The organism is Oceaniserpentilla sp. 4NH20-0058, assembly GCF_040371755.1.
Taxonomy (GTDB): Bacteria; Pseudomonadota; Gammaproteobacteria; order Pseudomonadales; family Oceanobacteraceae; genus Bermanella.
This window is the reverse complement of sequence record NZ_BAABWE010000002.1, coordinates 39,097-61,408: the sequence shown is the minus strand read 5'-3', so window position 1 is coordinate 61,408 and position 22,312 is coordinate 39,097. Positions and strand designations below refer to the sequence as shown.

The window sequence follows — 22,312 nt, the reverse complement described above, 5'->3', positions numbered from 1 at the left end:
ATTTATGCGGTGGCGAGCTGGTAAAGTTCACGTTGGCTTTTTGCTGAGCGAAGTTGCTCTCGATAGGTTTCTTTGCTGAATTTTTGTGCAAGCATACTGAGGGTCTGTAAATGCTGCTCGGTGGCTTCGGCGGGCACTAAAAGCACAAACACAATATCAACGGGCTGACGATCAATGGCGTCATAGTCGATGGGCTCATCTAAAATAAATAGTGCGCCTACCGTGTCGATACATTCTTCTAAGCGAGAGTGGGGAATGGCGATGCCCTCTCCGATGCCGGTGCTTCCCAGCTTTTCTCTTGTAATGAGTCGTTCATAGATGTCATCAGCCTGAGCGTCCTCAATGTTGGATGCTAAAAACTGGCTAACATGCTGAATGAGTTTCTTTTTACTACTGCAGTGCGCACCCAATTGGGTGCGCTCAAGATTAAGAATATTTGAAATACTTGAAGTCATATTGAATCAGTGGTTATTTCCATGACGGTGATTAACCATCTTTTCTTTGTGCTTAAGCAGTTGGCGGTCTAGTTTATCCGTCATGCTGTCGATAGCGGTGTACATGTCTTCGCTATCTGCGTTGGCGTGTAAATCGGCGCCAGCAGCATGGATGGTGGCTTCTGCCTTTTGGGCGAGCTTTTCTACGGTCAGGGTGACTTGTACATTGGTTATGTTATCAAAGTGACGCTCAAGCTTTTCCACTTTAGACTGAACGTAATCCTTTAAGGATTGAGTCACTTCAACATGATGGCCGCTGATATTAATTTGCATAGATGGCTCCTACTGTCGGCACTCCAGTTCCAGAGTGCGTGAATATGCTGATAATCTAATAAATAGTTTATCGGCGAAAACTCGTTTATTCGCCATATACTAATGGCTAAACCAAGCGTTTCCGTTCGTTTGACGGTGGAATGTGCATCGCCTCACGGTACTTGGCTACAGTTCTACGTGCAACCTTGATGCCTTCTTCTTCTAACATGTTGGCAATTTTGCTGTCGCTTAAAGGCTTTTTAGCACTTTCGACTGAAATGAGCTTTTTAATCATAGCTCTAATTGCGGTTGATGAGCACTCTCCACCACTGGTGGTACTCACATGGCTAGAGAAAAAGTACTTCAACTCGAAAATACCGGCCGGTGTATGCATGTATTTTTGAGTGGTAACACGAGAAATGGTGGATTCATGCATGCCTACTGCCTCGGCAATGTCATGCAGAACCAAGGGTTTCATTGCTTCATCCCCTTGTTCTAAAAAGTCTTGTTGATACTCAACGATTTTCATGGCCACTTTAAGCAAGGTTTCGTTACGGCTTTGTAAGCTTTTAAGAAACCAGCGGGCTTCCTGTAAGTGATCCTTGATGAAATTGTTGTCTGCGCTGCTGTCAGCGCGCTTCACCATTGATGCGTAGTGGTCATTGATGCGCAATTTAGGGGCAATTTCAGGGTTTAATTCAACACGCCACTCACCTTTGATTTTACGAACCATAACATCAGGTATGACGTATTCGCTGGTTTGTGGATCAATTTGTGAGCCTGGGCGTGGATTTAATTCTTGTATGCCTCGAATAACCACTTTTAGCTCGTCTTCTTTGACTTTTAATTTACGCATAAGTGCTGCGTAATCTTTAGAGCCTAATAAGTCGATGTATTGATCGATTAAGGTTTGAGCTAATGGCAACCATGGTGTTTCAATGGGTAGTTGGCGCAGTTGCAGTGATAAGCATTCTTGTAAATCACGGGCACATACACCGCTAGGCTCAAATTGTTGGAGTAAATGTAATACGGCTTCTACTTCGTCTAGTTCAATTTCAAGCTCTGGGTTTAATGACCCAACAATGTCTTCAAGATCAACTTTTAAGTAGCCGTCATCGTCCACACCTTCAATGATGTTGATGGCAATTAGGTGATCGTTTTCTGACATAGGAGTTAGGTTAAGCTGCCATAATAGGTGATCACGTAGATCATCAGTACTGCCGTTTCGGCTATCCATGTCAAAATCATCACCAGATGATGAGCCTGAGTGGCTTTCTGTCATGGATGTAGGGGCAGCGGAGGCTTGCCAAGTATCGTCCCATTCACTGTCGGTAGACAGTTCGTCCGGAATGTTTTCATTCCAGTCATCGGCGGCGGTTGGCTCATCCGATTGGGTTTCTTCTACTGGTTGGGTAGTTTCTTGTTTGTCTTCACTTTGTGAGTTGATGTCTTGATTGGCATCGCCTTCAAACTCTTCATCTACATCGAGCAAAGGGTTTGAGTCCAGAGCGTTTTGAATTTCTTGCTGCAGATCTAGGGTAGAAAGCTGAAGTAAACGGATGGCCTGTTGCAGCTGAGGAGTCATGGTCAGCTGCTGACCCATTTTAAGTTGGAGCGAGGCTTTCATATAATACTGCTTAATCCCATGTCACTTTGACTTGTTACCCTGAATATACAAGATTACAACTTAAAGTCATCACCTAAATAAATATCTTTGACTTGCTGATTTGATAAAACATCTTCAGCAGAACCTTCTGCGATAATGTGACCATTACCCACGATATAAGCTTTCTCACAAATATCAAGGGTTTCTCGAACATTGTGGTCGGTTATCAGTACACCTAAACCGCGTTTCTTCAGTTGTTTTACGATACTTTTTATATCTCCCACTGATATGGGGTCAACCCCTGCAAAGGGTTCATCCAAAAGTATGAAGGATGGTTCTGCAGCAAGCGCACGAGCTATTTCAACACGGCGTCGTTCACCACCTGAAAGGGCCATGCCCAAGCTGTCTCGAATATGTTGGATGTGGAATTCATCTAACAGTTTTTCAAGTTTTTCCTTACGTTCAGTATGGCTCAATTCTTTGCGAGTTTCTAATATGGCCATAATATTATTTGCAACGGTTAACTTACGAAAAATTGATGCTTCTTGTGGTAAGTAGCCGATACCTTTTTGCGCGCGGCCATGCATAGGTAAATTGGTGATGTCGGTGTCGTCAATTAAAACACGGCCTTTATCTGAGGCAACTAAGTTGACGATCATGTAAAAACAGGTGGTTTTTCCCGCGCCATTTGGGCCAAGTAATCCAACAATCTGCCCACTTTCAATGGACATGGAAACGTCTTTAACAACTTGTCTTGGCCCGTAGCTTTTGGCTAAATTCTGAGCTTGCAATTTTGCCATGGATTTAGGATTCCTTGTCCTGTTTAGGCTGAATTACCATGTGAATACGGGTGTCTTCTTGTGGGCTTTCAGCTTTTACTTTTTGTTCGTTTATTGAATACACAATTTTCTCGCCTGAGAATACATTACCCTGTTTCTCTAAACCTGCATGTTTTAATAACGTTAATTGATCACTTTGTGTATTGTAAATAATGGTTTCACCGTAGGCTAAGGTTTTGCCGTCATCAGCATTTATTATTTGTTCATATCGAGCGGGGGTACCTTGGGCTATGATTTCTGAAATGCCATCAGGGCTGCGCTTGAGTGTGATTTTCTCGGCTTCAATATTCAATGAGCCTTGTTGCATTTTTACGTTACCGGAATAAATGACTTCCCCTTTTAGCTTATCTAAAGAAGCTTGGTCACTGGCGATCCGAATTTCTTGTTGGCGATCATCCGGTAGTGCCCAGCTTAACTGAGTTAATAGGAGTAAACTAAAAAATATTTTAAGGTGCTTTAGGTACATGGCGTCCTCTGACTTGCGACTTAAAATTAACCAGTTGTTTGTCTAATAAAATGGTCATTCCAATGGCGCTTAATTCGCTTGTATCGCTTTCAATTAGTACAGTTTGATCAGTGTCTGCGATCTTTTCTTGTAAGTCTATATTTAAGCTTTCGGTGGTTAGGCTAAAATCGTTTGCAGTAGATTGTAAGGGGACAATAATAACGTCCCCTTCTAACAATAGGTTTTGATCTTTTATCAGTTGACCATGGTTGCTCTTGATGCCCCATTTGGGAAGATTGTTTTCATGCAATAGCACGGCAGGAGCTTCAAGTAGGGTAATATCATCAGCAGGGTAGTGAGAGGCTTTGCGGGCAGCGATTTGTTGGATGAGGTTACCTTGTTCATCAAAAGACTCTGAGTTCAACCCCTCGATGATGTAATCAGGCTCTTGATCTGTTAAGGATTCGATTATAATTTCATCAGATGCATTTCGATCATCCAAGGTCATGTACGCCACGATGGCTAGTGCCGTTAAAATTGTGACGATATAACGCTTGCGCATTACAACACACCTGCTCTGAGTAGATCGTGCATATTAATCACACCAACCACCTTGCCAAGCTCCATGGCCACCAGTGCGTTGATCTTTTTTTCTTCCATTACTTGCAGTGCTTCTGCAGCCAGTTTTTCAGGGTCAATGGTGGTGCAGTTTTGGGTCATGGCGTTTTCTACTGGGGTTGTATGAAAGTCCACGTCTTTATCTAATGCTCGACGTAAGTCACCATCGGTAAAAATACCGGCAAGGGCACCGTCTTCATTGATGACGGTGGTCATGCCTAGGCCTTTTTGTGTTATTTCCATTAATGCATCCTTAATGGGAGTTCCTAGCGCTACTTTAGGTATTTGACCATTGGCATGCATAATAGTTTTTACTTTTAGTAATAATCGACGACCCAAGCTGCCACCAGGGTGGCTGAAGGCAAATTGCTCAGCGGTAAAGCCACGGGCTTCTAAAAGCGAGATAGCCAGTGCGTCCCCCATAACTAGGGTGACAGTGGTTGAAGAGGTTGGGGCTAAGTCTAATGGACAGGCTTCTTTATCAACACCTGTGTTTAAGTGACTATCAGCGGCTTGCGCTAAAGTAGATTGATCATTACCAGTCATGGCAATTAACGGTACATTTAAGCGCTTAATTAGAGGGATTAATGTGGTGACTTCGCTGGATTCCCCTGAATTAGAAAGGGCGATGACCACGTCATCCTCGGTGATCATGCCCATATCGCCATGGGCCGCTTCACCGGGGTGAACAAAAAAGCTTGGACTGCCTGTACTGGCCAGTGTGGCAGCCATTTTATTGCCAATATGGCCTGATTTTCCCATGCCGGTGACGACAATACGGCCTTTACAGTTTAATAATAACTCACAGGCTTTAGTGAACATGGCTTGATTAAGCTTGCCAAGCATGCCATCAACGGCATCTCGCTCGGCTTTAATGGTACGAACAGCTGAATCTATAAATTTCATAATAATTCTTATGTTTTAAATTAAGCTTGGAAAATTAATAGACCTAAATAACTAGCATAGGCCAATAACAAAATGCTACCTGCGCTGCGTCCGACACGGCCTTTACGACGAAAGCTGTAAATAAAAGCAATCAGTAATAAGGTTATGGCCAGCATGGCGCCATAATCTCGATACAGAACTTCTGAGCCAATATCGGTGCCGGCCACTAAACCCGGAATGGGCATCACTGCTAGTAAGTTAAATATGTTAGAGCCCACCACATTACCAATGGCAATGTCGTGATGGCCTTTTAATGCGCTGGCTACGCTGGCGGCTAATTCAGGTAGGCTAGTACCAATGGCAATAATGGTTAAACCAATGATTAGTTCACTGATGCCAAAATAACGGGCCACTTCCACTGCACCCCAAACAAGCAGTTTGGCGCTAATCATTAATGCCACTAATCCTATCACAAGCCACATTATACTTTTGGCAGTGGAGGTATGCTCAATAGCCTCTACTTCTTCTTCATCTAGGCCGCTAATTTCTTGTTCGTTGGTTTCGTTAAACAACCAAAATAGGGTGATCACTAAGCAGATCAACATGACAACCCCATCCCAAAAGCCAAGGTGCATGTCTTGAATCACGAGGCCTGCGATGACAGTGACAAGCAACAAAATAGGGATTTCTTTTTTCAGCATTCTGCCCTGAATGGGCAAGGGGGCGATTAAAGCGGTGATCCCTAAAACTAGGCCAACGTTGGTAATGTTGGAGCCCAAGGCGTTACCAATGGCTAAAATGCCCGAGCCATCTAAAGACGCGGTTGCACTGACAAAAATTTCCGGAGCACTGGTACCTAGCGACACAATCGTCATACCAATGAGTAGCGGAGACATGCCTAAGTGGCGAGCGGTGGCAGCAGCACCTAATACAAAGCGATCAGCACTCCATACTAGAACAATTAACCCAATTAAAATGGCAAGAGAGGCTAATAGCATCGATAACACCCATAAATATAAACAATCGGCGCATTCTACAGGCTTTTTGCGGCCTAACAAGGCTCTAGGTTGGTTGTGGAGTACTAAGATCCAGCTATGCTGAATACTAGGTGAAAGGATACGCAATTGAGAGCACAGGGTTTGGACATGTCTGATTCAACACAAAATTTTGTGCAACTGCAAAACATACACTTTAGTCGTGAAGGACGAGCCATATTCCACGATTTAAGCCTGACCATTCCAAAAGGGAAGGTGACGGTCATTCTAGGGCCAAGTGGAACGGGCAAAACCACACTTTTAAAATTGATGTGTGGACAGCTTAAGCCTGACTTGGGCTCAATCGTACTTGATAGTGATCATTTGGCCGATTTGAGTCGAAAAGCATTACTTAAAGTCAGGAAGCGGCTCAGCTTATTATTTCAAAGCGGCGCATTATTTACAGATATGTCGGTTTTCGACAATGTGGCGTTTCCATTAAGAGAGCACACAAAGTTATCTGAATCCATGGTTCGCGATTTAGTGCTGATTAGGCTTGAGTCTGTAGGATTAAGAGGCGCGGCTCAATTGATGCCCAGTGAATTATCCGGAGGCATGGCGCGAAGGGTAGCCCTTGCCAGAAGTCTTGCACTGGACCCAGAGTTAATTATGTACGACGAACCCTTCACCGGTCAGGACCCAATCTCAATGGGTGTTATCATGAAGCTTATTCGACAAGTACATGAAGACTTAAAGTTAACCACTGTTTTGGTGAGTCACGATGTACCAGAAGCCTTATCTCTTGCTGACCATGTCTATGTGCTTGCCAAAGGTGAGGTCGTAGCAAGCGGCAGCCCTGATCAGCTAAGTCAGTCGTCAGATCCATTTGTACAGCAGTTTTTATACGCTAAAGGTGATGCTGCTGTGCCTTTCCATTATCCCGCTGAACCTTTTGTAAATCAGGTAATGCAGCATGATTAGTTACATTATTAATCTTGGTGATAAGGCCCTTGGGTTGTGCCAAGCCCTTGGTCAATGGGGCGTATTTTTACTTAATATTTTAAACTGGGGTCGAGGTTTTAAAGGACCTTGTGGACGGTTAATAACACAGGTGTTTCATCTGGGGGTGCTGTCTTTACCCATTATATTAGTTGCAGGTGTATTTGTTGGAATGGTATTGGCCCTGCAGGGGTATTACATTTTAAGCAGCTATGGCTCCCAAGAAGTCATAGGGCAAATGGTGGCTTTATCTCTATTGCGTGAGTTTGGGCCTGTAATGAGCGCCTTGTTATTTGTAGGAAGAGCCGGCTCTGCGTTAACTGCAGAAATTGGCCTAATGAAAACCACTGAACAACTTTCAGCCATGGAGATCATGGGAGTAGACCCTTATCAACGCGTGTTTTCACCTCGTTTGTGGGCTGGGGTTATTAGTTTGCCGTTATTGACTATTTTATTCAGCTTACTTGGAATTTATGGCGGCGCATTTGTGGCGGTGGAAATACTGGGGATTTATGAAGGCTCTTATTGGGCGAATATGCAACATTCTGTGTTATTTGTGGATGATGTACTGAAAGGGGTGTTTAAGGCACTGGTATTTGCTTTTGTGTGTACTTGGATAGCCTTATTCCATGGCTGGAGGGCTGAACCAACTTCTCAAGGGGTGAGCTTGGCCACTACGGCAACCGTAGTACAAGGCTCTTTAGCTGTTTTAGGTCTAGACTTCGTATTAACGGCGGTCATGTTAGGTGGGTTTTAGGAGTGAGTGGCTATGCAAGGTAAGTCAGTGGAATTGATAGTGGGCATTTTTGTCATTGGGGCGATATTCGGCTTATTGGTACTGGCTTTGAATGTTAGTGGATTACGGTTTCAAGGGGATGACGACACCTACTATTTGTATGCCCGCTTTGAGAACTCATCCGGTTTGAGTGAGCGCGCTAAAGTTTCGCTTTCTGGTGTCATTGTTGGACGGGTGGTGGATATTCGTTTAGATACTGACAGCTATGTATCAGTGGTGAAAATGGCCATCGAAAAAGGGGTGCCTTTATCGCTGGATACCTCGGCATCAATCTTAACATCGGGCCTTCTGGGAGAAAAGTACATCGGGCTGAGTGTAGGTGCTGATGAGGAAAACTTATTAAGCGGTGATGTGATCGAGGATACCCAGTCAGCCATTGTGCTAGAAGAGCTTATCGGCCAGTTTATTTTCTCCCGAGCCAGTGAATCACCATGATGTTCAATAGGGTCTACTTTGCGCTGTTTTGCATACTGACGGTTAATGCTTGGGCAGAACCTTCTGTGCAACAGGCATTTGAATTGGTTGATAAAAAAATACACAGTTTAATGGCTAAGATTGAACAATCAAAAGCCAACACCATATTTACAGATAAGCAAAAAATTCAGCTAGTTGATGCTGAGCTCGGGGAGGTTGTGGATTTCAAACGCATCGCGCGGCGCGTTATGGCAAAGCATTTTCGCAGTGCGACTAAAGAGCAAAAGTACGCTTTTTTAGCGGTTTTTAAGTCAAGCTTATTGAATACTTACGCTAAAGGGTTGTGGGAGTTTAATAATTATAAAGTCAACCTTTTGCCATTAAACCCAACTAATCAAACAGAGCGTAATACGCAAGTAAGTTTTGAGGTGGTGACCTCAAGTGGGCAAATATTCCCAGTGGCTCAAAGCTTGTTTTACAATAAAAAAGAAAATAAATGGATGGTGCAAAATGTCATTATTAATGGCATTAACATGGGTTTGTTATTCCGCGAGCGATTTTCTCGCCTAGTCTCTCAAAATAATGGCAATATAGGCTTAGCCATTGAAGAGTGGGGGGCATCAGGGTTAGCGCAAGCACAAAATGCCACAGCTGAGCGGATAGAGGAGTCCGAGTGATGCCACATCAACAAGTGGAGCTGCGACAAGCTGGAGACTATGGTGTTGTCGGAGAGTTGAGTTTTGATACAGTCATGTATGTGGAAAAAGAAGGGATGGCTGCGATTGATGAGAGTACAAGCCCAATTCTCTTTGATTTGTCTGCTGTCACCAAGTGCAGTAGTGCCAGTTTAGCCTTATTGATAAGCTGGAAACGCTATGCAGAAAATTCAGGAAAGTCACTTCAAGTGGTTCGTGTTCCTGAGTCTTTAGCAGGGCAAATCAAAAGCGCCTGCCTAGAATCAGTTTTTCCTATCGACGCCTAGACAGAATGTGAGCTGGCGGCTATTTTTCACTTAGCTATTAGTGTGCCTTTGCGCTACAATTCCCGCCTTTATTTTTTCATTGCCACATTCTCAGTCCCATCGGAGAGCCGTATGAGCCCAGAAGACTTACAATCCTTGCTTCAAGAAAAGCTAGCAAACTGTCAGGTATCGGTGGATGGGGATGGCTATAAATATGAAATCACAGTGATTTCCGATGAATTTGAAGGTCTTAACCCGGTGAAACGCCAGCAATTTGTATATGCGGCATTAAATGACAAAATCACCGACGGCTCCGTGCACGCCGTAACCATTAAGACCTACACGCAAGCCCAGTGGGCTCAACAACAATCTTAATAAAGTAGCTAACTATGCCTTCAATGGACAAACTCATCATTACAGGTGGTAAGCCAGTTTCTGGTGAAATCCGAATTTCTGGTGCTAAGAACTCGGCGCTGCCAATTATTGCTGCCACCTTACTTGCTGATACTCCAATTACCATAGGTAACTTGCCACACCTGCATGACGTCACCACCATGATAAACCTTTTAGGTACCATGGGCGTGGATGTCATAATGGGTGAAGATTACGCCATTGAAGTGAACGCCAATAACATAAAAACTCTTGTGGCCCCGTATGAGTTAGTTAAAACCATGCGCGCTTCAATTTTAGTATTAGGTCCTTTAGTGGCTCGTTTTGGTGAAGCACAAGTATCCTTGCCCGGTGGCTGCGCCATTGGTTCTCGCCCTGTAGATATTCACCTATCAGGCCTTGAAGCCATGGGTGCCCATATTGTGGTTGAAGATGGCTACGTAAAAGCCACCACGGATGGGCGTTTAAAAGGCGCTAATATTTTCATGGACACGGTTACGGTAACCGGTACTGAAAATCTATTAATGGCAGCCGTCTTGGCTGATGGCGTAACACTACTTGAAAACGCAGCTCGTGAACCAGAAGTAGTGGACTTAGCCGAATGCTTAATCACCATGGGTGCAAAAATTACCGGACACGGCACAGATGTTATTCGTGTTGAAGGGGTAGAAAGCCTACACGGCGGTCATTACAACGTGATGCCTGACCGTATCGAAACCGGAACCTATCTCGTAGCGGCAGCCACTACAGGCGGAAAAGTAAAACTGAAAGATACCCGTGCTGATATTTTAGAATCAGTATTGCACAAGCTAGAAGAAGCTGGTGCAAAAATTGAAACAGGTGAAGACTGGATCAGCTTAGACATGGTTGGCCGTGAGTTAAAGCCTGTTAACATCAAAACCGCGCCATACCCTGCCTTTCCAACCGATATGCAGGCCCAGTTTTTAGTGATGAACATCGTAGCTAACGGCAGTGCAACCGTAACTGAAACCATTTTTGAAAACCGTTTTATGCACGTGCAAGAGCTAGCACGTATGGGCGCACGAGTGGCCTTAGAAGGAAATACCTGCATAACTAAAGGCAGTGACAAATTAAAAGGCGCCCCTGTTATGGCCACCGATTTACGCGCATCGGCCAGCTTGGTCATTGCCGCGCTTATGGCCGAAGGTGAAACGGTTGTTGAACGCATCTACCACATAGACCGTGGCTATGAGTGCATCGAAGAAAAGCTACAATTATTAGGCGCTAATATTCGCCGCGTGCCAAACTAGGCCGAAGCATCAAGGAATTATCATGAGCCAACAGCCATTGACCATCGCGTTATCTAAAGGTCGAATTTTAGATGACACCTTACCGCTTTTTGCAGAAGCGGGCATTGTGCCAGCGGAAGACATTAAAAAAAGTCGCAAACTGATTTTTGATACCAACCATGACCATATTAAATTGGTTGTGATTCGTGCCACTGATGTACCAACTTACGTGCAATATGGCGCAGCGGATATTGGTGTTGCCGGTAAAGACGTATTAATGGAAGCGGACAGTACAGGTTTGTATGAACCTCTGGATTTAAACATCGCCACCTGTCGCCTAATGACCGCCGCATTAAAAGGTGCAGTGATGCCAGAAGGTCGCATTAAAGTTGCGTCTAAATTTGTCGGTGTGACCAAACGTTATTTTGCCGAGCAAGGCAAACAAGCGGACATCATCAAACTATACGGCGGTATGGAGTTAGCACCCATTATGGGGCTGGCGGATTTAATTGTTGATATCGTTGATACAGGTAACACGTTAAAAGCCAATGGATTAGAAGAGCGAGACTTAATCGCACCTATTAGTTCGCGCTTAGTGGTGGGCAAAGCCGCCATGAAAATGAAACATCGCCAGATTCAACCTATCATCGATAAGTTAGCCCAAGCAGTAGATCGTCGTCGTTAATGACCGGCGCGATTTGAGTATTTAGTGCAGTTAGTTAGAGTGTAGAGGCCAGTATGTCGTTTCAAATGCGAACTTTAGATAGCCAACAAGCAGACTTCACCCAAGCCATGGATGATTTGTTATCGTGGGAATCGGTATCGGATCATCAAGTGCAGCAAACTGTATTAGATATCCTGCATCAAATTAAAACCCGTGGTGACGAAGCGGTTATTGAATTCAGCAATCGCTTTGATCGTTTGAGTGTCAGTAGTATGGAGCAACTTGAAATTGGGCAAACTCAATTACAAGAAGCGCTGGATAACCTTCCCCAAGAACGTCGCACAGCACTATTAGAAGCGGCCGAACGAGTACGTCGTTATCACGAAAAACAACGCAGTGACTCTTGGCAGTATCAAGAAGAAGATGGCACTGTATTAGGTCAGCAAGTGACGGCTATGGATCGCGTGGGTATCTATGTACCGGGTGGCAAAGCCGCGTATCCATCAAGCGTATTAATGAATGCCATTCCTGCACACGTGGCAGGAGTAAAAGAAATCATCATGGTGGTTCCAACACCTGACGGTGAAGTGAATCAATTAGTATTAGCCGCTGCCGCTGCTGCCGGTGTGACACGTTGCTTTACCATTGGTGGTGCGCAAGCGGTTGCCGCCTTGGCGTACGGTACTCAAAGCGTCCCTAAAGTGGATAAAATTGTTGGTCCAGGCAATATCTATGTAGCCACAGCTAAACGCTTCGTATTTGGTGAAGTGGGCATTGACATGATTGCCGGACCATCTGAAATTTTAGTGGTATGTGATGGCAAAACCGATCCAGACTGGATTGCCATGGATTTATTTAGCCAAGCGGAGCACGACGAAGACGCGCAGTCTATTTTAATCTCGTGGGATGCTGACTATTTAAAACAAGTGGAGGCGAGCATTCAAAAGCTACTGCCAACCATGGAACGTGAAACCATTATTCGCGCTTCTCTTTCAGGTCGCGGCGCTCTGGTAAAAGTACAAAACGAACAAGAAGCCATTGACCTTGCTAACCGTATTGCGCCAGAACATTTAGAGTTGTCAGTAGAAAACCCAGAAGTCATGGCCAAGCAAATTCGCCACGCAGGTGCCATTTTCATGGGGCGCTACACCGCCGAAGCTTTAGGAGATTACTGCGCTGGGCCAAACCATGTGTTGCCTACATCTGGCACCGCACGTTTTTCCAGCCCGTTAGGTGTGTATGACTTCCAAAAGCGCAGCTCACTAATAATGTGCAGTGCAGATGGTGCCAGTGAAATGGGCAAAATTGCATCGGTATTGGCAAGAGGGGAGTCCCTTACAGCCCATGCGAGGTCTGCCGAGTACCGCATAAAAGATTAATAAACGGTATCAACTCGCCCTAGCTGTGTTATAAATTTTTTCAGAATGCTCATGTACTACTTGTACACTCCGCTTCTTCAAAAATTTATGCCTTGCTAGGTCATCGTTACTACGCGTTTAACCCTAGCTTACTCGCTTATGCGTTGTTGAAAAGCTTGAGCGTCGCCGCTGACGGTTTAATGGATTAATAAACGGTAATAATTTGCCCTAGCGGTGTTATAAATTTTTTCAGAATGCTCATGTACTACCCAAGGGTACGATGACTGCGCTTCTTCAAAAAATGATACCTTGCTGATTATCGCTGCCAAGGTTTTAGTAGTAACTTTATTACTTAAGTGTAACCGAAATTAATTTTAATGCCTTTCAGGGTTGTAGAAATGTATAGATTTTTAATGTTTGTTGTTTTCCTAATATTGTCAGTAAACGCGTCCGCGCAATCATTGAATTTACAATTAGAGAATGAATACAAGTATCAAGAAAGAAGTATTATGAGTAATGCCACTTCAGTGCCTGCTTCTAATGGTGACTTTAAGCTAGATGCTGATGTAAATAATAAGTCTGTTATTCCTGTAGTTCTAAGTGTGTCTTTTTTACTGATGAGCTTGTATGGAGATAATCCAGATAGCCCAATGTATAGAGCAATAGGTGCTACTGCGACTGTTATGTCAATAAGTTGGTATACAGATTAAAAAGCATCACAGCTGCTTATAATTAAGTAAAAATATTTTTTCGAAGATGTTTGATGTATTAATAAATTTAAAAATAATAAAACCCTAACGTTTTTAACCTTAGGGTTTTTGTTTAAGAGAAACTCACATGTCTCGTGTTAAAAAACTCATTCGCCAAGAAATTCTAGATTTAACCGCGTACCCAGTGCCAAGTGCTGAAGGGATGTTGAAGTTAGACGCCATGGAGAATCCATATATGTGGCCAGCGGTGGCTCGTGAAGCATGGGCTGACTTATTAAAAGATGTGCCCATTAATCGCTACCCTGATGCTGGTGCTCAGCAACTAAAAGATGCTTTAAAAGCAGAGATGGGCGTAAATGATAATTATGATATTTTATTAGGTAATGGCAGTGATGAAATCATTCAAATGTTAGCCATGGCAGTAGCCAAGCCCGGTGCGACCATTCTAGCGCCAGAACCGGGTTTTGTTATGTATAAAATGATTGCAACGTTTTGCGGGTTAAATTATGTGGGCGTGCCATTAACCGACGAATTTGAATTAGACGAAGCGGCCATGCTTGAGGCCATTAACGAACATGAGCCTGAACTGATCTTTTTAGCCCAACCTAATAATCCTACTGGTAATTTGTGGGATGAAAACATCGTTACTAATGTAATTGAAGCTTCTCAAGGTTTAGTGATTTTAGATGAAGCCTATACCGCTTTTACCGATGCCGATCATTTGTTTTTATTAGAAAAGTATGACCACGTGTTAGTTATGCGTACTTTATCAAAAGTGGGTTTAGCAGGCTTGCGTTTAGGTTTGCTGATTGGTTCTAAGCAATGGTTAAGCGAGTTGGAAAAAATTCGTATGCCCTACAATATTAATTCATTAACCCAAGCCAGTGCCCTGTTTGCGTTAGAGCACTTTGACATGTTAATTATGCAAACTGAACAACTGCGCATTGACCGCGTTGTGTTAATGAAAGACCTGTGCACCATTCAAGGGTTACAAGTATTCCCAAGTGAAGCCAACTTTGTACTGGTGCGCACCCCAGATGGCATGGCTCGTCATTGGTTCGAAGGTTTAAAAGAAAAAGGGATTTTAATTAAATGCTTGGACGGTGGTCACCTATTGTTGAAGAACTGCTTGCGCATCACAGTGGGTACCACCGAGCAAAACGATAAATTATATCAGGCGTTAAAAGTCATATCTGATTCAGGCTCGATTCAGTAGTTTAATTTAATCGCTTAGCGAAAAAAAATAGGAGTAACTATGAAAACGTGGAATGTATATCTATCGGGCGAAATCCATACTAATTGGCGTGAACAAATTGAAATAGGCGCAAAAGCCCTTAATTTGCCCGTTGAATTTGTATCGGCAGTTACCAATCATGAAGCCAGCGACGCCGCTGGAGATGTATTGGGTGTACCTGAAAATAGTTTTTGGCGTGATCATCAGTCATCTAAAGTAAATGCGATTCGTACTAAAAACATGATCGAAAATTGCGACATGGCAGTAGTACGCTTTGGTGATAAATACAAACAGTGGAATGCAGCGTTTGATGCAGGCATGTGTGCGGCTTTAGGCAAGCCGTATATTACATTGCATGATGAAAGCATTATTCACCCGTTAAAAGAAGTGGATGGTGCAGCGATGGCGTGGGCCCAAAACCCAGAACAAATTGTAGGAATTTTAAAGTACGTGATTTCTGAAAAGTAATGTGTGCCTTGATATAAGACTGCGGCTGATTTTAAAGGAGATTATCTAATGCAATGCCCAAGCTGTAAAACAACCCGATTATTACCTACGAAGCTAGAGGCACGTTTGCCGGCGATGGGCTGTAAAACTTGTGAAGGCGCGTTATTATCTTTGTTGTACTATCGAGATTGGGCTGAGCAAGGCGCAGTAGATGAGCAAGCTACTTGCTCGGACGATGCAGCTATGGAAGAGCATGATTCTAAAATCGCATTAAACTGCCCGAAGTGTAGCCGAGTGATGACAAAATACTCACTGGCAGGCGATGTGGGAAATCGCATAGATCTATGTGGAAATTGTGATGAGGCTTGGCTTGATAGAGGGGAGTGGGCATTACTGAAATCATTAAGTTTGATGACGAGTGCTACAAGTATATTTACTGAAAATTGGCAGCGTAAAGTCAGGAAAGAAAAGCAAGATGCGAGTAGGGTTGCTCGCTTGAGAGCGTCAGTCGGTTCAATTGATACTGAAAAAGCAATTGAAGTGAAGAAGTGGTTGGATAAGGCCCCTCATAAGGCAACGATTATTCATTATCTTGGCAGTGAATAATCGTTATTAATCTTTATCACTCAAATACTTAAAAAAGCGTTATTTTCCAACATATCTTATATCCTAAAAAGATAGTTGACCTCTTTGTATTCGTTGTATACATTTGTATGCAAATCAATGGGTACACAAGGACAGGCTGGATGCTCAGCAAATCTCAATCAATAAGTGTTCGATTATCTCAAGAAGATCATGCTTATTTGATGAAGATAGAACAAAACGGCGCTATTACGCAGAGTGAAAAGGTTCGAGAGCTTATTAAAATGGCTCGAGATCAAGTAGGGACGGAAACCTTTACTCGCGCTTACCTATCTTCTTCAGAAACGATAGCGCCCTATAAAGCTATAAGTAAAGAAGATCCTAATGTCCGTAGCGATATAGTGGATACTATTTTGGATATGGTTTGTGAGGTAGTAACGTCAATCCAATCCACCGAAAAAGAAATCAATTTTTTAGCGCAACTAGAAGCTCAATTAGAACCAGTAGCAGAAGATTTAATAACGCGCTTAGTGCCATGTTTATTGGAAAACAAATCTTCAAAAATAATTACAAATACAATTAATCAAGACCGAAAAAAACGCATAACTCATTTTATTGAAAATCAACATATCTATATAGAATCACAGAAAAAAGGGAGCAAATAATGCCAGAAGGATATATCACTAGAATCGGACGATTGGTGTCAGCATCTGCTAACACTCTAATTAATTCTCTTGAAAATGCTGCGCCATTAATGGTCATGGAAGAAACAATTCGAGAAATAGATCAAGCGATTGAAGAAGTTCGCCAAGAGTTAGGCAGAGCGGAGGCAGCTCGTTATCTTAGTAGTCAAAGTCTAAATAAAGATAATGCTCGCCACACGGAATTACAGGAGCAAATAGAGGTAGCAGTAAATGCAGGTCGTGATGATTTAGCTGAGGCAGCGATTGCTCGCCAGATGGATATTGAAGCGATGATTCCAGTTGTTGAAAAATCAATAGTGGATTCAGACGCACAAATTTTGGAGTTAAACTCTTTTATTCAAGCGCTTCAAGCAAAAAGGCGAGAAATGGAGGAAGCTTCAGAAGAATATCGTAAAGCAGAGGCCCATACAGAGGGTGGAAATGATTTGCATAGCACCAATAACTCTTCACAAAAGGTTGATAAGGCGACATCAGCATTTAATCGAGTGATGAATGTGGCTGGCGCGCCAGGCATTAGTGCCAACAAAGATGCAAGCAAGCTTGCTGAGTTAGAAGCATTAGCGAGAACCAATCGGATTCAAGAGCGTCTAGCAAAGGTTAAATCAGAGGCAAGCTCATAAATGGAGTTCATTCTTTCTGATCAAAATATTCCCTTTAGTATTGCAATAACATTAATGTTGATTATTTCTTTACTAGAAGGAGTTTTGACTCTGGTTGGCTTTGGGGCATCACAAGCGTTAGATAGTATCTTGCCCGATGTAGATGTTGATGCAGGTTCAAGTATTACAACTGGAGGGGCTCTGAGTCGTTTTTTAGGCTGGATTCGATTTGGTAAAGTACCAGCATTAGTTCTTTTAGTTGTTTTTTTAAGTGTTTTTGGTGTAATAGGAATTACCATGCAAGCAATACTTGATGAAACTTTTGGATTTATGCTGCCTGCCTTTGCTGCTGGAATTATATCTTTATTATTATCACTTCCCATTGTTCGTAGTAGTAGTGGAATTTTATCAAAGATAGCATTTAAAGATGAAACAGAGTCAATATCTTCAAGTAGTTTTATTGGGCGAGTAGCCACTATAACGCTAGGGGAAGCAAAACAGAATTCTCCAGCCGAAGCCCGTTTCAAAGATCAGTTTGGAACAACTCATTACATAATGGTAGAACCAATTGAACAAACAAGCTTTTCAAAAGGTGAAAAGGTTTTATTGGTCGAGTCAAACGGTGCTGTTTTTAAAGTAATCGCACCAAATAACCCCAACTTAAATCATATGGCAGATTAGTCAGAGTTTAAGTCATTAAAAATAAAGAAATGGAACTCACATGAGTAATTTATCTACAGTTATATTTTTCTCGATTATTGTTATATTTGCATTATTAGCAATTGGCATCATCTTCTCTCGTCTTTATACAAGAGCTTCAAAAGAGCGATCGTTTGTTCGTACAGGGATGGGTGGACAAAAAGTTATTTTGAATGGCGGGGCTATGGTATTACCTGTTTTGCACGAGGTTATTCCTGTCAACATGAATACACTTAGATTGGCGGTTTCACGTAAAGAGCAACAGGCGCTTATTACTAAAGATCGCATGCGAGTTGATGTTCTTGCTGAATTCTATTTGCGAGTTAAACCAGAAAATGATGCTATTGCCAATGCAGCGCAAACATTAGGTACAAGAACTCTTGACCCTGAAGCACTTAAAGAAATGATAGAGGGTAAGTTTGTCGATTCATTACGATCGGTTGCTGCAGAAATGGAAATGGCCGAGCTTCATGAACAGCGCAGTCAATTTGTACAAAAAGTTCAACAGGTAGTTAGTGAAGATCTGTTGAAAAACGGTTTGGAATTAGAATCCGTATCACTTACAGGCTTAGATCAAACCCCAAGAGAATTTTTTCAGCAAGATAATGTCTTCGATGCAGAAGGTTTGGCAAAAATGACTCGCTCGATCGAGTCTCGCCGTAAAGAGGTAAATGATGTTGAGCAGGAAACATTGGTACTAATTGAAAAGAAAAACCTAGAAGCAGAACGTCAAAGATTAGAAATTGAGCGTGAAACTCGATATGCCAAATTGGAGCAGGAACGCGAAATTGAAAATAGAGAAGCTCAGCAGCAGGCCGATATTGCAAAAGAAAAAGCGGATAAAGAAAGAACAGCACTACAAGCGGAAATTGAAGCAAAACGTGAAGTAGATGTATCGAGAATTGCTGCCGATCAATCCACTCGTTTACTTGAAATTGAAAAAGAACGCCGTTTAAGTGAGCAGGAAATTGAACGCGAACGCCTTCTTCAGCAACGAGAAATAGAAAAACAAAAATCACTAGAAATTGCAGGTCAAGAGCGTGCAATTGCCGTAGCTCAAAAATCTAAAGAGCAATCTTTGGCTGATCAAGAGGCAAATGTTGCTCTATCCGAAGCTGTTCGAGCAGAAGAAAAAGTTATTACGGCTAAGCAGGTTGAAATTGCAGAACGTGATAAGGAAATTGAGCTGATTGAAGCTCGTAAAGAAGCGGAGCGCCAAGCAACAGGTGTGAAGGTATCTGCTGAAGCTGAAAAACTGGCAGCTGAAGACAAAGCAGAAGCGCTTCGCTTACAAGCACAGGCAGAAGCAGATGCAATTCGTGTTCGGGTTGATGCAGACAGAGAAAAGTATCAAGTTGATGCAGAGGGTCAGCGAGCAATGAATGAAGCGTTAAATAGTCTAAGTGAAGCTCAGATTTCATTGAAGCGAGTGTTAAGCTTGCATGAGAACCTACCAATGATTATTAAAGAAAGTGTGAAACCTCTAGAAAATATAGATGGTATGAAAATTATTTCTATTGATGGGATGTCTGGGTTTGGAGAAAAAGGCACAAATGGGATATTGAATGCGGATGCAGAAAAGAGTCAAAGTCTACCGGAAGCTTTAGTAGATAGTGCCTTAAAGCATCGAGCTATGGCACCGTTGGTTGATTCTTTACTTCAAGAAGCTGGTGTTTCAGATTTAGGAAATGATATTAAACCATCCGTTTAATTAATCTATATCGAGTGCCAATCAACATCTATAGTCACGAGAATAGGCTATAGATGTTTTTTTATATAGGTAAAGCCAAATATGAAAATTGAGCAATTTCTAGAAGCATCAGAGTACATCGATTGGCGGAATCCAGAAATATTAAAACAGTCGAATTTACTATCTGATGGCTCGATAGGCGATGAAGCCATTGCTAAGCGTTGTTTTGAATTTGTACGGGATGAAATAAAGCATTCGTGGGATTTCCAATTAAACCCCGTCACGTGTAAAGCATCGGATGTTCTAAGGCATGGTACAGGATATTGCTACGCTAAAAGCCATTTATTAGCCGCGCTACTTAGAGCAAACGGTATCCCAGCTGGATTATGTTATCAACGATTAACCATCACAGATGAACCACCGTTTTGCTTGCATGGCTTAAATGCTGTGTATTTAGATAATATTGGTTGGTATCGAATTGATGCTAGGGGAAATAAAGAAGGTGTAAGCGCACAATACATACCGCCACAAGAACAACTGGCTTTTTCAGTATCTCAAAAGGGCGAATATGATTTACCCGAAATCTGGTCGAAACCACTATCGGTGGTGGTTGATTGCTTGACTCGTCACCAAGACTGCTTAGAAGTAGCGAATAACTTGCCGGACGTTGAGTTGTGGGCTTCCGTCTGATCAAACGTATTCAAATATTGTGTGGGAGTAAAACCAAAGTATTGTTTAAATCGTTCAGACAAGCTGGCTGGTGATGGTGGATGCCATATTAGATCTATGTGAATTTCTTTGTGAGTGTGTGTGGCTGCTTAATGAAATGCATTAATTCATAAAGAAACTTAGGATCAAAATCACGAGAATACACATATTCTGATGCTCAATGTTCATTGAGAGCATGTTACAGCACAATCTATAGCTCAACAGAAATATTGATTGTTTTTTGTACATCCTGTCGACAAAATCCGCCTCAATCTATATAGTGCGCCCCAATATTCCCCTCTTTATTTGGCATGTCTTACAAAACATAGCCCTAGGATAGTCTTTTGATCACAACTGCTAACATTACCATGCAATTTGGCGCCGAGCCTTTGTTTGAAAATATCTCAGCTCAATTCGGCCATGGCAATCGCTATGGTCTGATTGGGGCAAACGGTTGTGGTAAATCTACTTTTATGAAAATCCTGAGCGGTGAATTAACACCGACTTCTGGCAATATCTCTATTACTCCTGGGTATAAAGTGGGTACTTTGAGTCAGGATCAGTATGCCTTTGAAGAATATTCGGTCGTAGATGCAGTGATCATGGGCGATGTAGAGCTTTGGAAAATCAAACAAGCCCGTGATGCTATTTATGCTAAGCCAGAAATGACAGAAGAAGATGGCATGTTAGTGGGGGACTTAGAAGCCCAATACGCAGAAATGGACGGTTATAGCGCCGAAAGTCGCGCGGGTGAAATACTGCTCGAAGCAGGAATAGAAGAAGAATTTCACTATGGCCTCATGAAGCAACTGGCTCCGGGCTGGAAATTACGTGTGCTATTGGCGCAGTCATTGTTTGCTAATCCAGAAATCCTACTGCTGGATGAACCTACCAATAACTTGGATATCGACACCATTAACTGGTTGGCAGAAGTACTAAACAAGCGCAAAAGCACCATGATCATTATTTCTCACGATCGCCACTTCTTAAACTCAGTGTGCACCCACATGGCTGATATCGATTACGGCGAGCTGCGTATTTATCCGGGTAACTATGAATACTTCCAAGAAGCCTCAGCGTTAATTCGTGAACAGCTTTTGGGCGAAAACGCGAAAAAGAGTGCTGAAATTGATGAGCTTCAAGCGTTTGTTAACCGCTTTTCGGCGAATGCTTCTAAGTCGAAGCAAGCTCAGTCTCGTGCCAAGAAAATGGATAAAATCACCCTAGATGAAGTAAAACAAACGTCTCGTCAAACCCCATCTATTTCATTGCGCCAAGATAAAAAACTGCACCGCCAAGTGCTTGAGCTAGAACAAATAGCCCATGGTTTTGACGGCGAAACTTTATTTAAAGGTGGCGACATTCTATTGGATGCAGGGTCTAAGCTCGCCATAATTGGTGAAAACGGCGCGGGTAAAACCACTTTCTTACGTTGCCTAATGAATGAGCTAGCTCCAGAACACGGCGCGGTGAAGTGGTCAGAAAATGCAACTATCGGATATTGTCCTCAAGACAGTACCGATGACTTTGACAACGACTTCACTTTATTTGAGTGGATGAGTCAGTGGCGCACACCAAAACATGATGATTTAAAAGTACGGGCCATGCTTGGCCGTTTACTGTTTACCGCAGACGATTTCAATAAAAAAGCGCGGGTATGTTCAGGTGGTGAGAAAAACCGTTTACTGTTTGGTAAGTTGATGATGATGGATTTAAACGTATTGGTTATGGATGAACCTACTAACCACTTAGATATGGAGTCCATTCAAGCGCTTAACAATGCCCTTAAAGATTTTGATGGAACCTTGATATTTGTTAGTCACGACCGCGAATTTGTCTCGTCATTGGCAACCCGTGTGATTGAAATCAAAGATAATCAGTTGCTTGATTTTCAAGGCACTTATGATGAATTGCTGGCGAACAAAGCGGCTAATCAGGAAGTTGCTTAAAATACCCTTTACGGGCATGGTGTCTACCGTGCTCGTAACTTCAGC

General features: G+C 42.7%; 27 protein-coding genes. 19 read left to right on the top strand and 8 right to left on the bottom strand.

The window, feature by feature from the left end:
- Positions 1–2: 2 nt before the first annotated feature.
- The 8 genes from ptsN to ABWV45_RS03415 all read right to left on the bottom strand — a co-directional run bounded on the left by ptsN (position 3) and on the right by ABWV45_RS03415 (position 6,137).
- Positions 3–455, bottom strand: coding sequence for a PTS IIA-like nitrogen regulatory protein PtsN (gene ptsN / locus ABWV45_RS03450; protein ID WP_353348718.1), 453 nt, complete (start codon positions 453–455; stop codon positions 3–5).
- Between the two features lie 6 nt (positions 456–461).
- On the bottom strand, positions 462–767 hold the full coding sequence (hpf, locus tag ABWV45_RS03445) for a ribosome hibernation-promoting factor, HPF/YfiA family (RefSeq protein WP_353348716.1): 306 nt from the start codon (positions 765–767) through the stop codon (positions 462–464).
- 106 nt (positions 768–873) lie between these two features.
- Positions 874–2,373 (bottom strand): RNA polymerase factor sigma-54, encoded by a 1,500-nt coding sequence (locus ABWV45_RS03440; RefSeq protein ID WP_353348714.1) that lies wholly within the window; start codon positions 2,371–2,373, stop codon positions 874–876.
- Between the two features lie 53 nt (positions 2,374–2,426).
- On the bottom strand, positions 2,427–3,152 hold the full coding sequence (lptB, locus tag ABWV45_RS03435; protein ID WP_353348712.1) for an LPS export ABC transporter ATP-binding protein: 726 nt from the start codon (positions 3,150–3,152) through the stop codon (positions 2,427–2,429).
- A gap of 4 nt (positions 3,153–3,156) precedes the next feature.
- Entirely contained in the window at positions 3,157–3,657 is a 501-nt protein-coding gene (lptA, locus tag ABWV45_RS03430; protein WP_353348710.1) for a lipopolysaccharide transport periplasmic protein LptA, read from the bottom strand.
- A complete protein-coding gene (gene lptC / locus ABWV45_RS03425) occupies positions 3,638–4,198 on the bottom strand; it encodes an LPS export ABC transporter periplasmic protein LptC (RefSeq protein ID WP_353348708.1) in 561 nt (186 codons plus the stop codon). Before lptC ends, lptA begins: the two co-directional genes overlap by 20 nt.
- Positions 4,198–5,160: a KpsF/GutQ family sugar-phosphate isomerase gene (locus tag ABWV45_RS03420; RefSeq protein ID WP_353348706.1), complete on the bottom strand. Its 963-nt coding sequence runs from the start codon at positions 5,158–5,160 to the stop codon at positions 4,198–4,200. Before ABWV45_RS03420 ends, lptC begins: the two co-directional genes overlap by 1 nt.
- Positions 5,161–5,180: 20 nt before the next feature.
- The gene (locus ABWV45_RS03415; protein ID WP_353348704.1) at positions 5,181–6,137 is read right to left on the bottom strand and encodes a calcium/sodium antiporter; all 957 of its coding nucleotides are present in this window, start codon (positions 6,135–6,137) and stop codon (positions 5,181–5,183) included.
- 147 nt (positions 6,138–6,284) lie between these two features.
- On the opposite strand from ABWV45_RS03415, the gene ABWV45_RS03410 reads away from it, so the two are divergent.
- From ABWV45_RS03410 to ABWV45_RS03320, 19 genes are all read left to right on the top strand, one after another.
- Positions 6,285–7,094 (top strand): ABC transporter ATP-binding protein, encoded by an 810-nt coding sequence (locus tag ABWV45_RS03410; protein ID WP_353348702.1) that lies wholly within the window; start codon positions 6,285–6,287, stop codon positions 7,092–7,094.
- On the top strand, positions 7,087–7,869 hold the full coding sequence (mlaE, locus tag ABWV45_RS03405) for a lipid asymmetry maintenance ABC transporter permease subunit MlaE (protein ID WP_353348700.1): 783 nt from the start codon (positions 7,087–7,089) through the stop codon (positions 7,867–7,869). Before ABWV45_RS03410 ends, mlaE begins: the two co-directional genes overlap by 8 nt.
- A gap of 12 nt (positions 7,870–7,881) precedes the next feature.
- Positions 7,882–8,343, top strand: a complete 462-nt coding sequence (mlaD, locus tag ABWV45_RS03400) for an outer membrane lipid asymmetry maintenance protein MlaD (protein ID WP_353348698.1) — start codon at positions 7,882–7,884, stop codon at positions 8,341–8,343.
- Positions 8,340–8,999 carry an MlaC/ttg2D family ABC transporter substrate-binding protein gene (locus ABWV45_RS03395; RefSeq protein WP_353348696.1) on the top strand — a complete coding sequence of 220 codons (660 nt, stop codon included), beginning with the start codon at positions 8,340–8,342 and terminating at the stop codon, positions 8,997–8,999. Before mlaD ends, ABWV45_RS03395 begins: the two co-directional genes overlap by 4 nt.
- On the top strand, positions 8,999–9,304 hold the full coding sequence (locus ABWV45_RS03390) for an STAS domain-containing protein (RefSeq protein ID WP_353349395.1): 306 nt from the start codon (positions 8,999–9,001) through the stop codon (positions 9,302–9,304). The genes ABWV45_RS03395 and ABWV45_RS03390 overlap by 1 nt, the downstream gene beginning before the upstream one ends.
- 111 nt (positions 9,305–9,415) lie before the next feature.
- On the top strand, positions 9,416–9,658 hold the full coding sequence (locus tag ABWV45_RS03385) for a BolA family protein (RefSeq protein WP_353348694.1): 243 nt from the start codon (positions 9,416–9,418) through the stop codon (positions 9,656–9,658).
- A gap of 23 nt (positions 9,659–9,681) precedes the next feature.
- A complete protein-coding gene (gene murA, locus ABWV45_RS03380; RefSeq protein WP_353349393.1) occupies positions 9,682–10,944 on the top strand; it encodes a UDP-N-acetylglucosamine 1-carboxyvinyltransferase in 1,263 nt (420 codons plus the stop codon).
- A gap of 22 nt (positions 10,945–10,966) precedes the next feature.
- Positions 10,967–11,608 carry an ATP phosphoribosyltransferase gene (gene hisG / locus ABWV45_RS03375; RefSeq protein ID WP_353348692.1) on the top strand — a complete coding sequence of 214 codons (642 nt, stop codon included), beginning with the start codon at positions 10,967–10,969 and terminating at the stop codon, positions 11,606–11,608.
- A 53-nt stretch (positions 11,609–11,661) separates the two neighbouring features.
- Positions 11,662–12,966 (top strand): histidinol dehydrogenase, encoded by a 1,305-nt coding sequence (gene hisD, locus ABWV45_RS03370; RefSeq protein ID WP_353348690.1) that lies wholly within the window; start codon positions 11,662–11,664, stop codon positions 12,964–12,966.
- A gap of 488 nt (positions 12,967–13,454) precedes the next feature.
- Positions 13,455–13,655: a hypothetical protein gene (locus ABWV45_RS03365; RefSeq protein ID WP_353348688.1), complete on the top strand. Its 201-nt coding sequence runs from the start codon at positions 13,455–13,457 to the stop codon at positions 13,653–13,655.
- Positions 13,656–13,782: 127 nt separating this feature from the next.
- The gene (gene hisC, locus ABWV45_RS03360) at positions 13,783–14,871 is read left to right on the top strand and encodes a histidinol-phosphate transaminase (protein WP_353348686.1); all 1,089 of its coding nucleotides are present in this window, start codon (positions 13,783–13,785) and stop codon (positions 14,869–14,871) included.
- 39 nt (positions 14,872–14,910) lie between these two features.
- Positions 14,911–15,357 (top strand): YtoQ family protein, encoded by a 447-nt coding sequence (locus ABWV45_RS03355; RefSeq protein ID WP_353348684.1) that lies wholly within the window; start codon positions 14,911–14,913, stop codon positions 15,355–15,357.
- A gap of 48 nt (positions 15,358–15,405) precedes the next feature.
- A complete protein-coding gene (locus ABWV45_RS03350) occupies positions 15,406–15,942 on the top strand; it encodes a TFIIB-type zinc ribbon-containing protein (protein WP_353348682.1) in 537 nt (178 codons plus the stop codon).
- A gap of 140 nt (positions 15,943–16,082) precedes the next feature.
- On the top strand, positions 16,083–16,583 hold the full coding sequence (locus ABWV45_RS03345) for a hypothetical protein (RefSeq protein WP_353348680.1): 501 nt from the start codon (positions 16,083–16,085) through the stop codon (positions 16,581–16,583).
- Positions 16,583–17,242: a PspA/IM30 family protein gene (locus tag ABWV45_RS03340; RefSeq protein WP_353348678.1), complete on the top strand. Its 660-nt coding sequence runs from the start codon at positions 16,583–16,585 to the stop codon at positions 17,240–17,242. Before ABWV45_RS03345 ends, ABWV45_RS03340 begins: the two co-directional genes overlap by 1 nt.
- Positions 17,243–17,902, top strand: a complete 660-nt coding sequence (locus ABWV45_RS03335; protein ID WP_353348676.1) for a YqiJ family protein — start codon at positions 17,243–17,245, stop codon at positions 17,900–17,902.
- Positions 17,903–17,942: 40 nt separating this feature from the next.
- Positions 17,943–19,631: a flotillin family protein gene (locus ABWV45_RS03330; RefSeq protein ID WP_353348674.1), complete on the top strand. Its 1,689-nt coding sequence runs from the start codon at positions 17,943–17,945 to the stop codon at positions 19,629–19,631.
- An 87-nt stretch (positions 19,632–19,718) separates the two neighbouring features.
- Entirely contained in the window at positions 19,719–20,300 is a 582-nt protein-coding gene (locus ABWV45_RS03325) for a transglutaminase-like domain-containing protein (protein WP_353349391.1), read from the top strand.
- 362 nt (positions 20,301–20,662) lie between these two features.
- Positions 20,663–22,267, top strand: coding sequence for an ABC-F family ATPase (locus tag ABWV45_RS03320; RefSeq protein WP_353348672.1), 1,605 nt, complete (start codon positions 20,663–20,665; stop codon positions 22,265–22,267).
- Positions 22,268–22,312 lie beyond the last annotated feature (45 nt).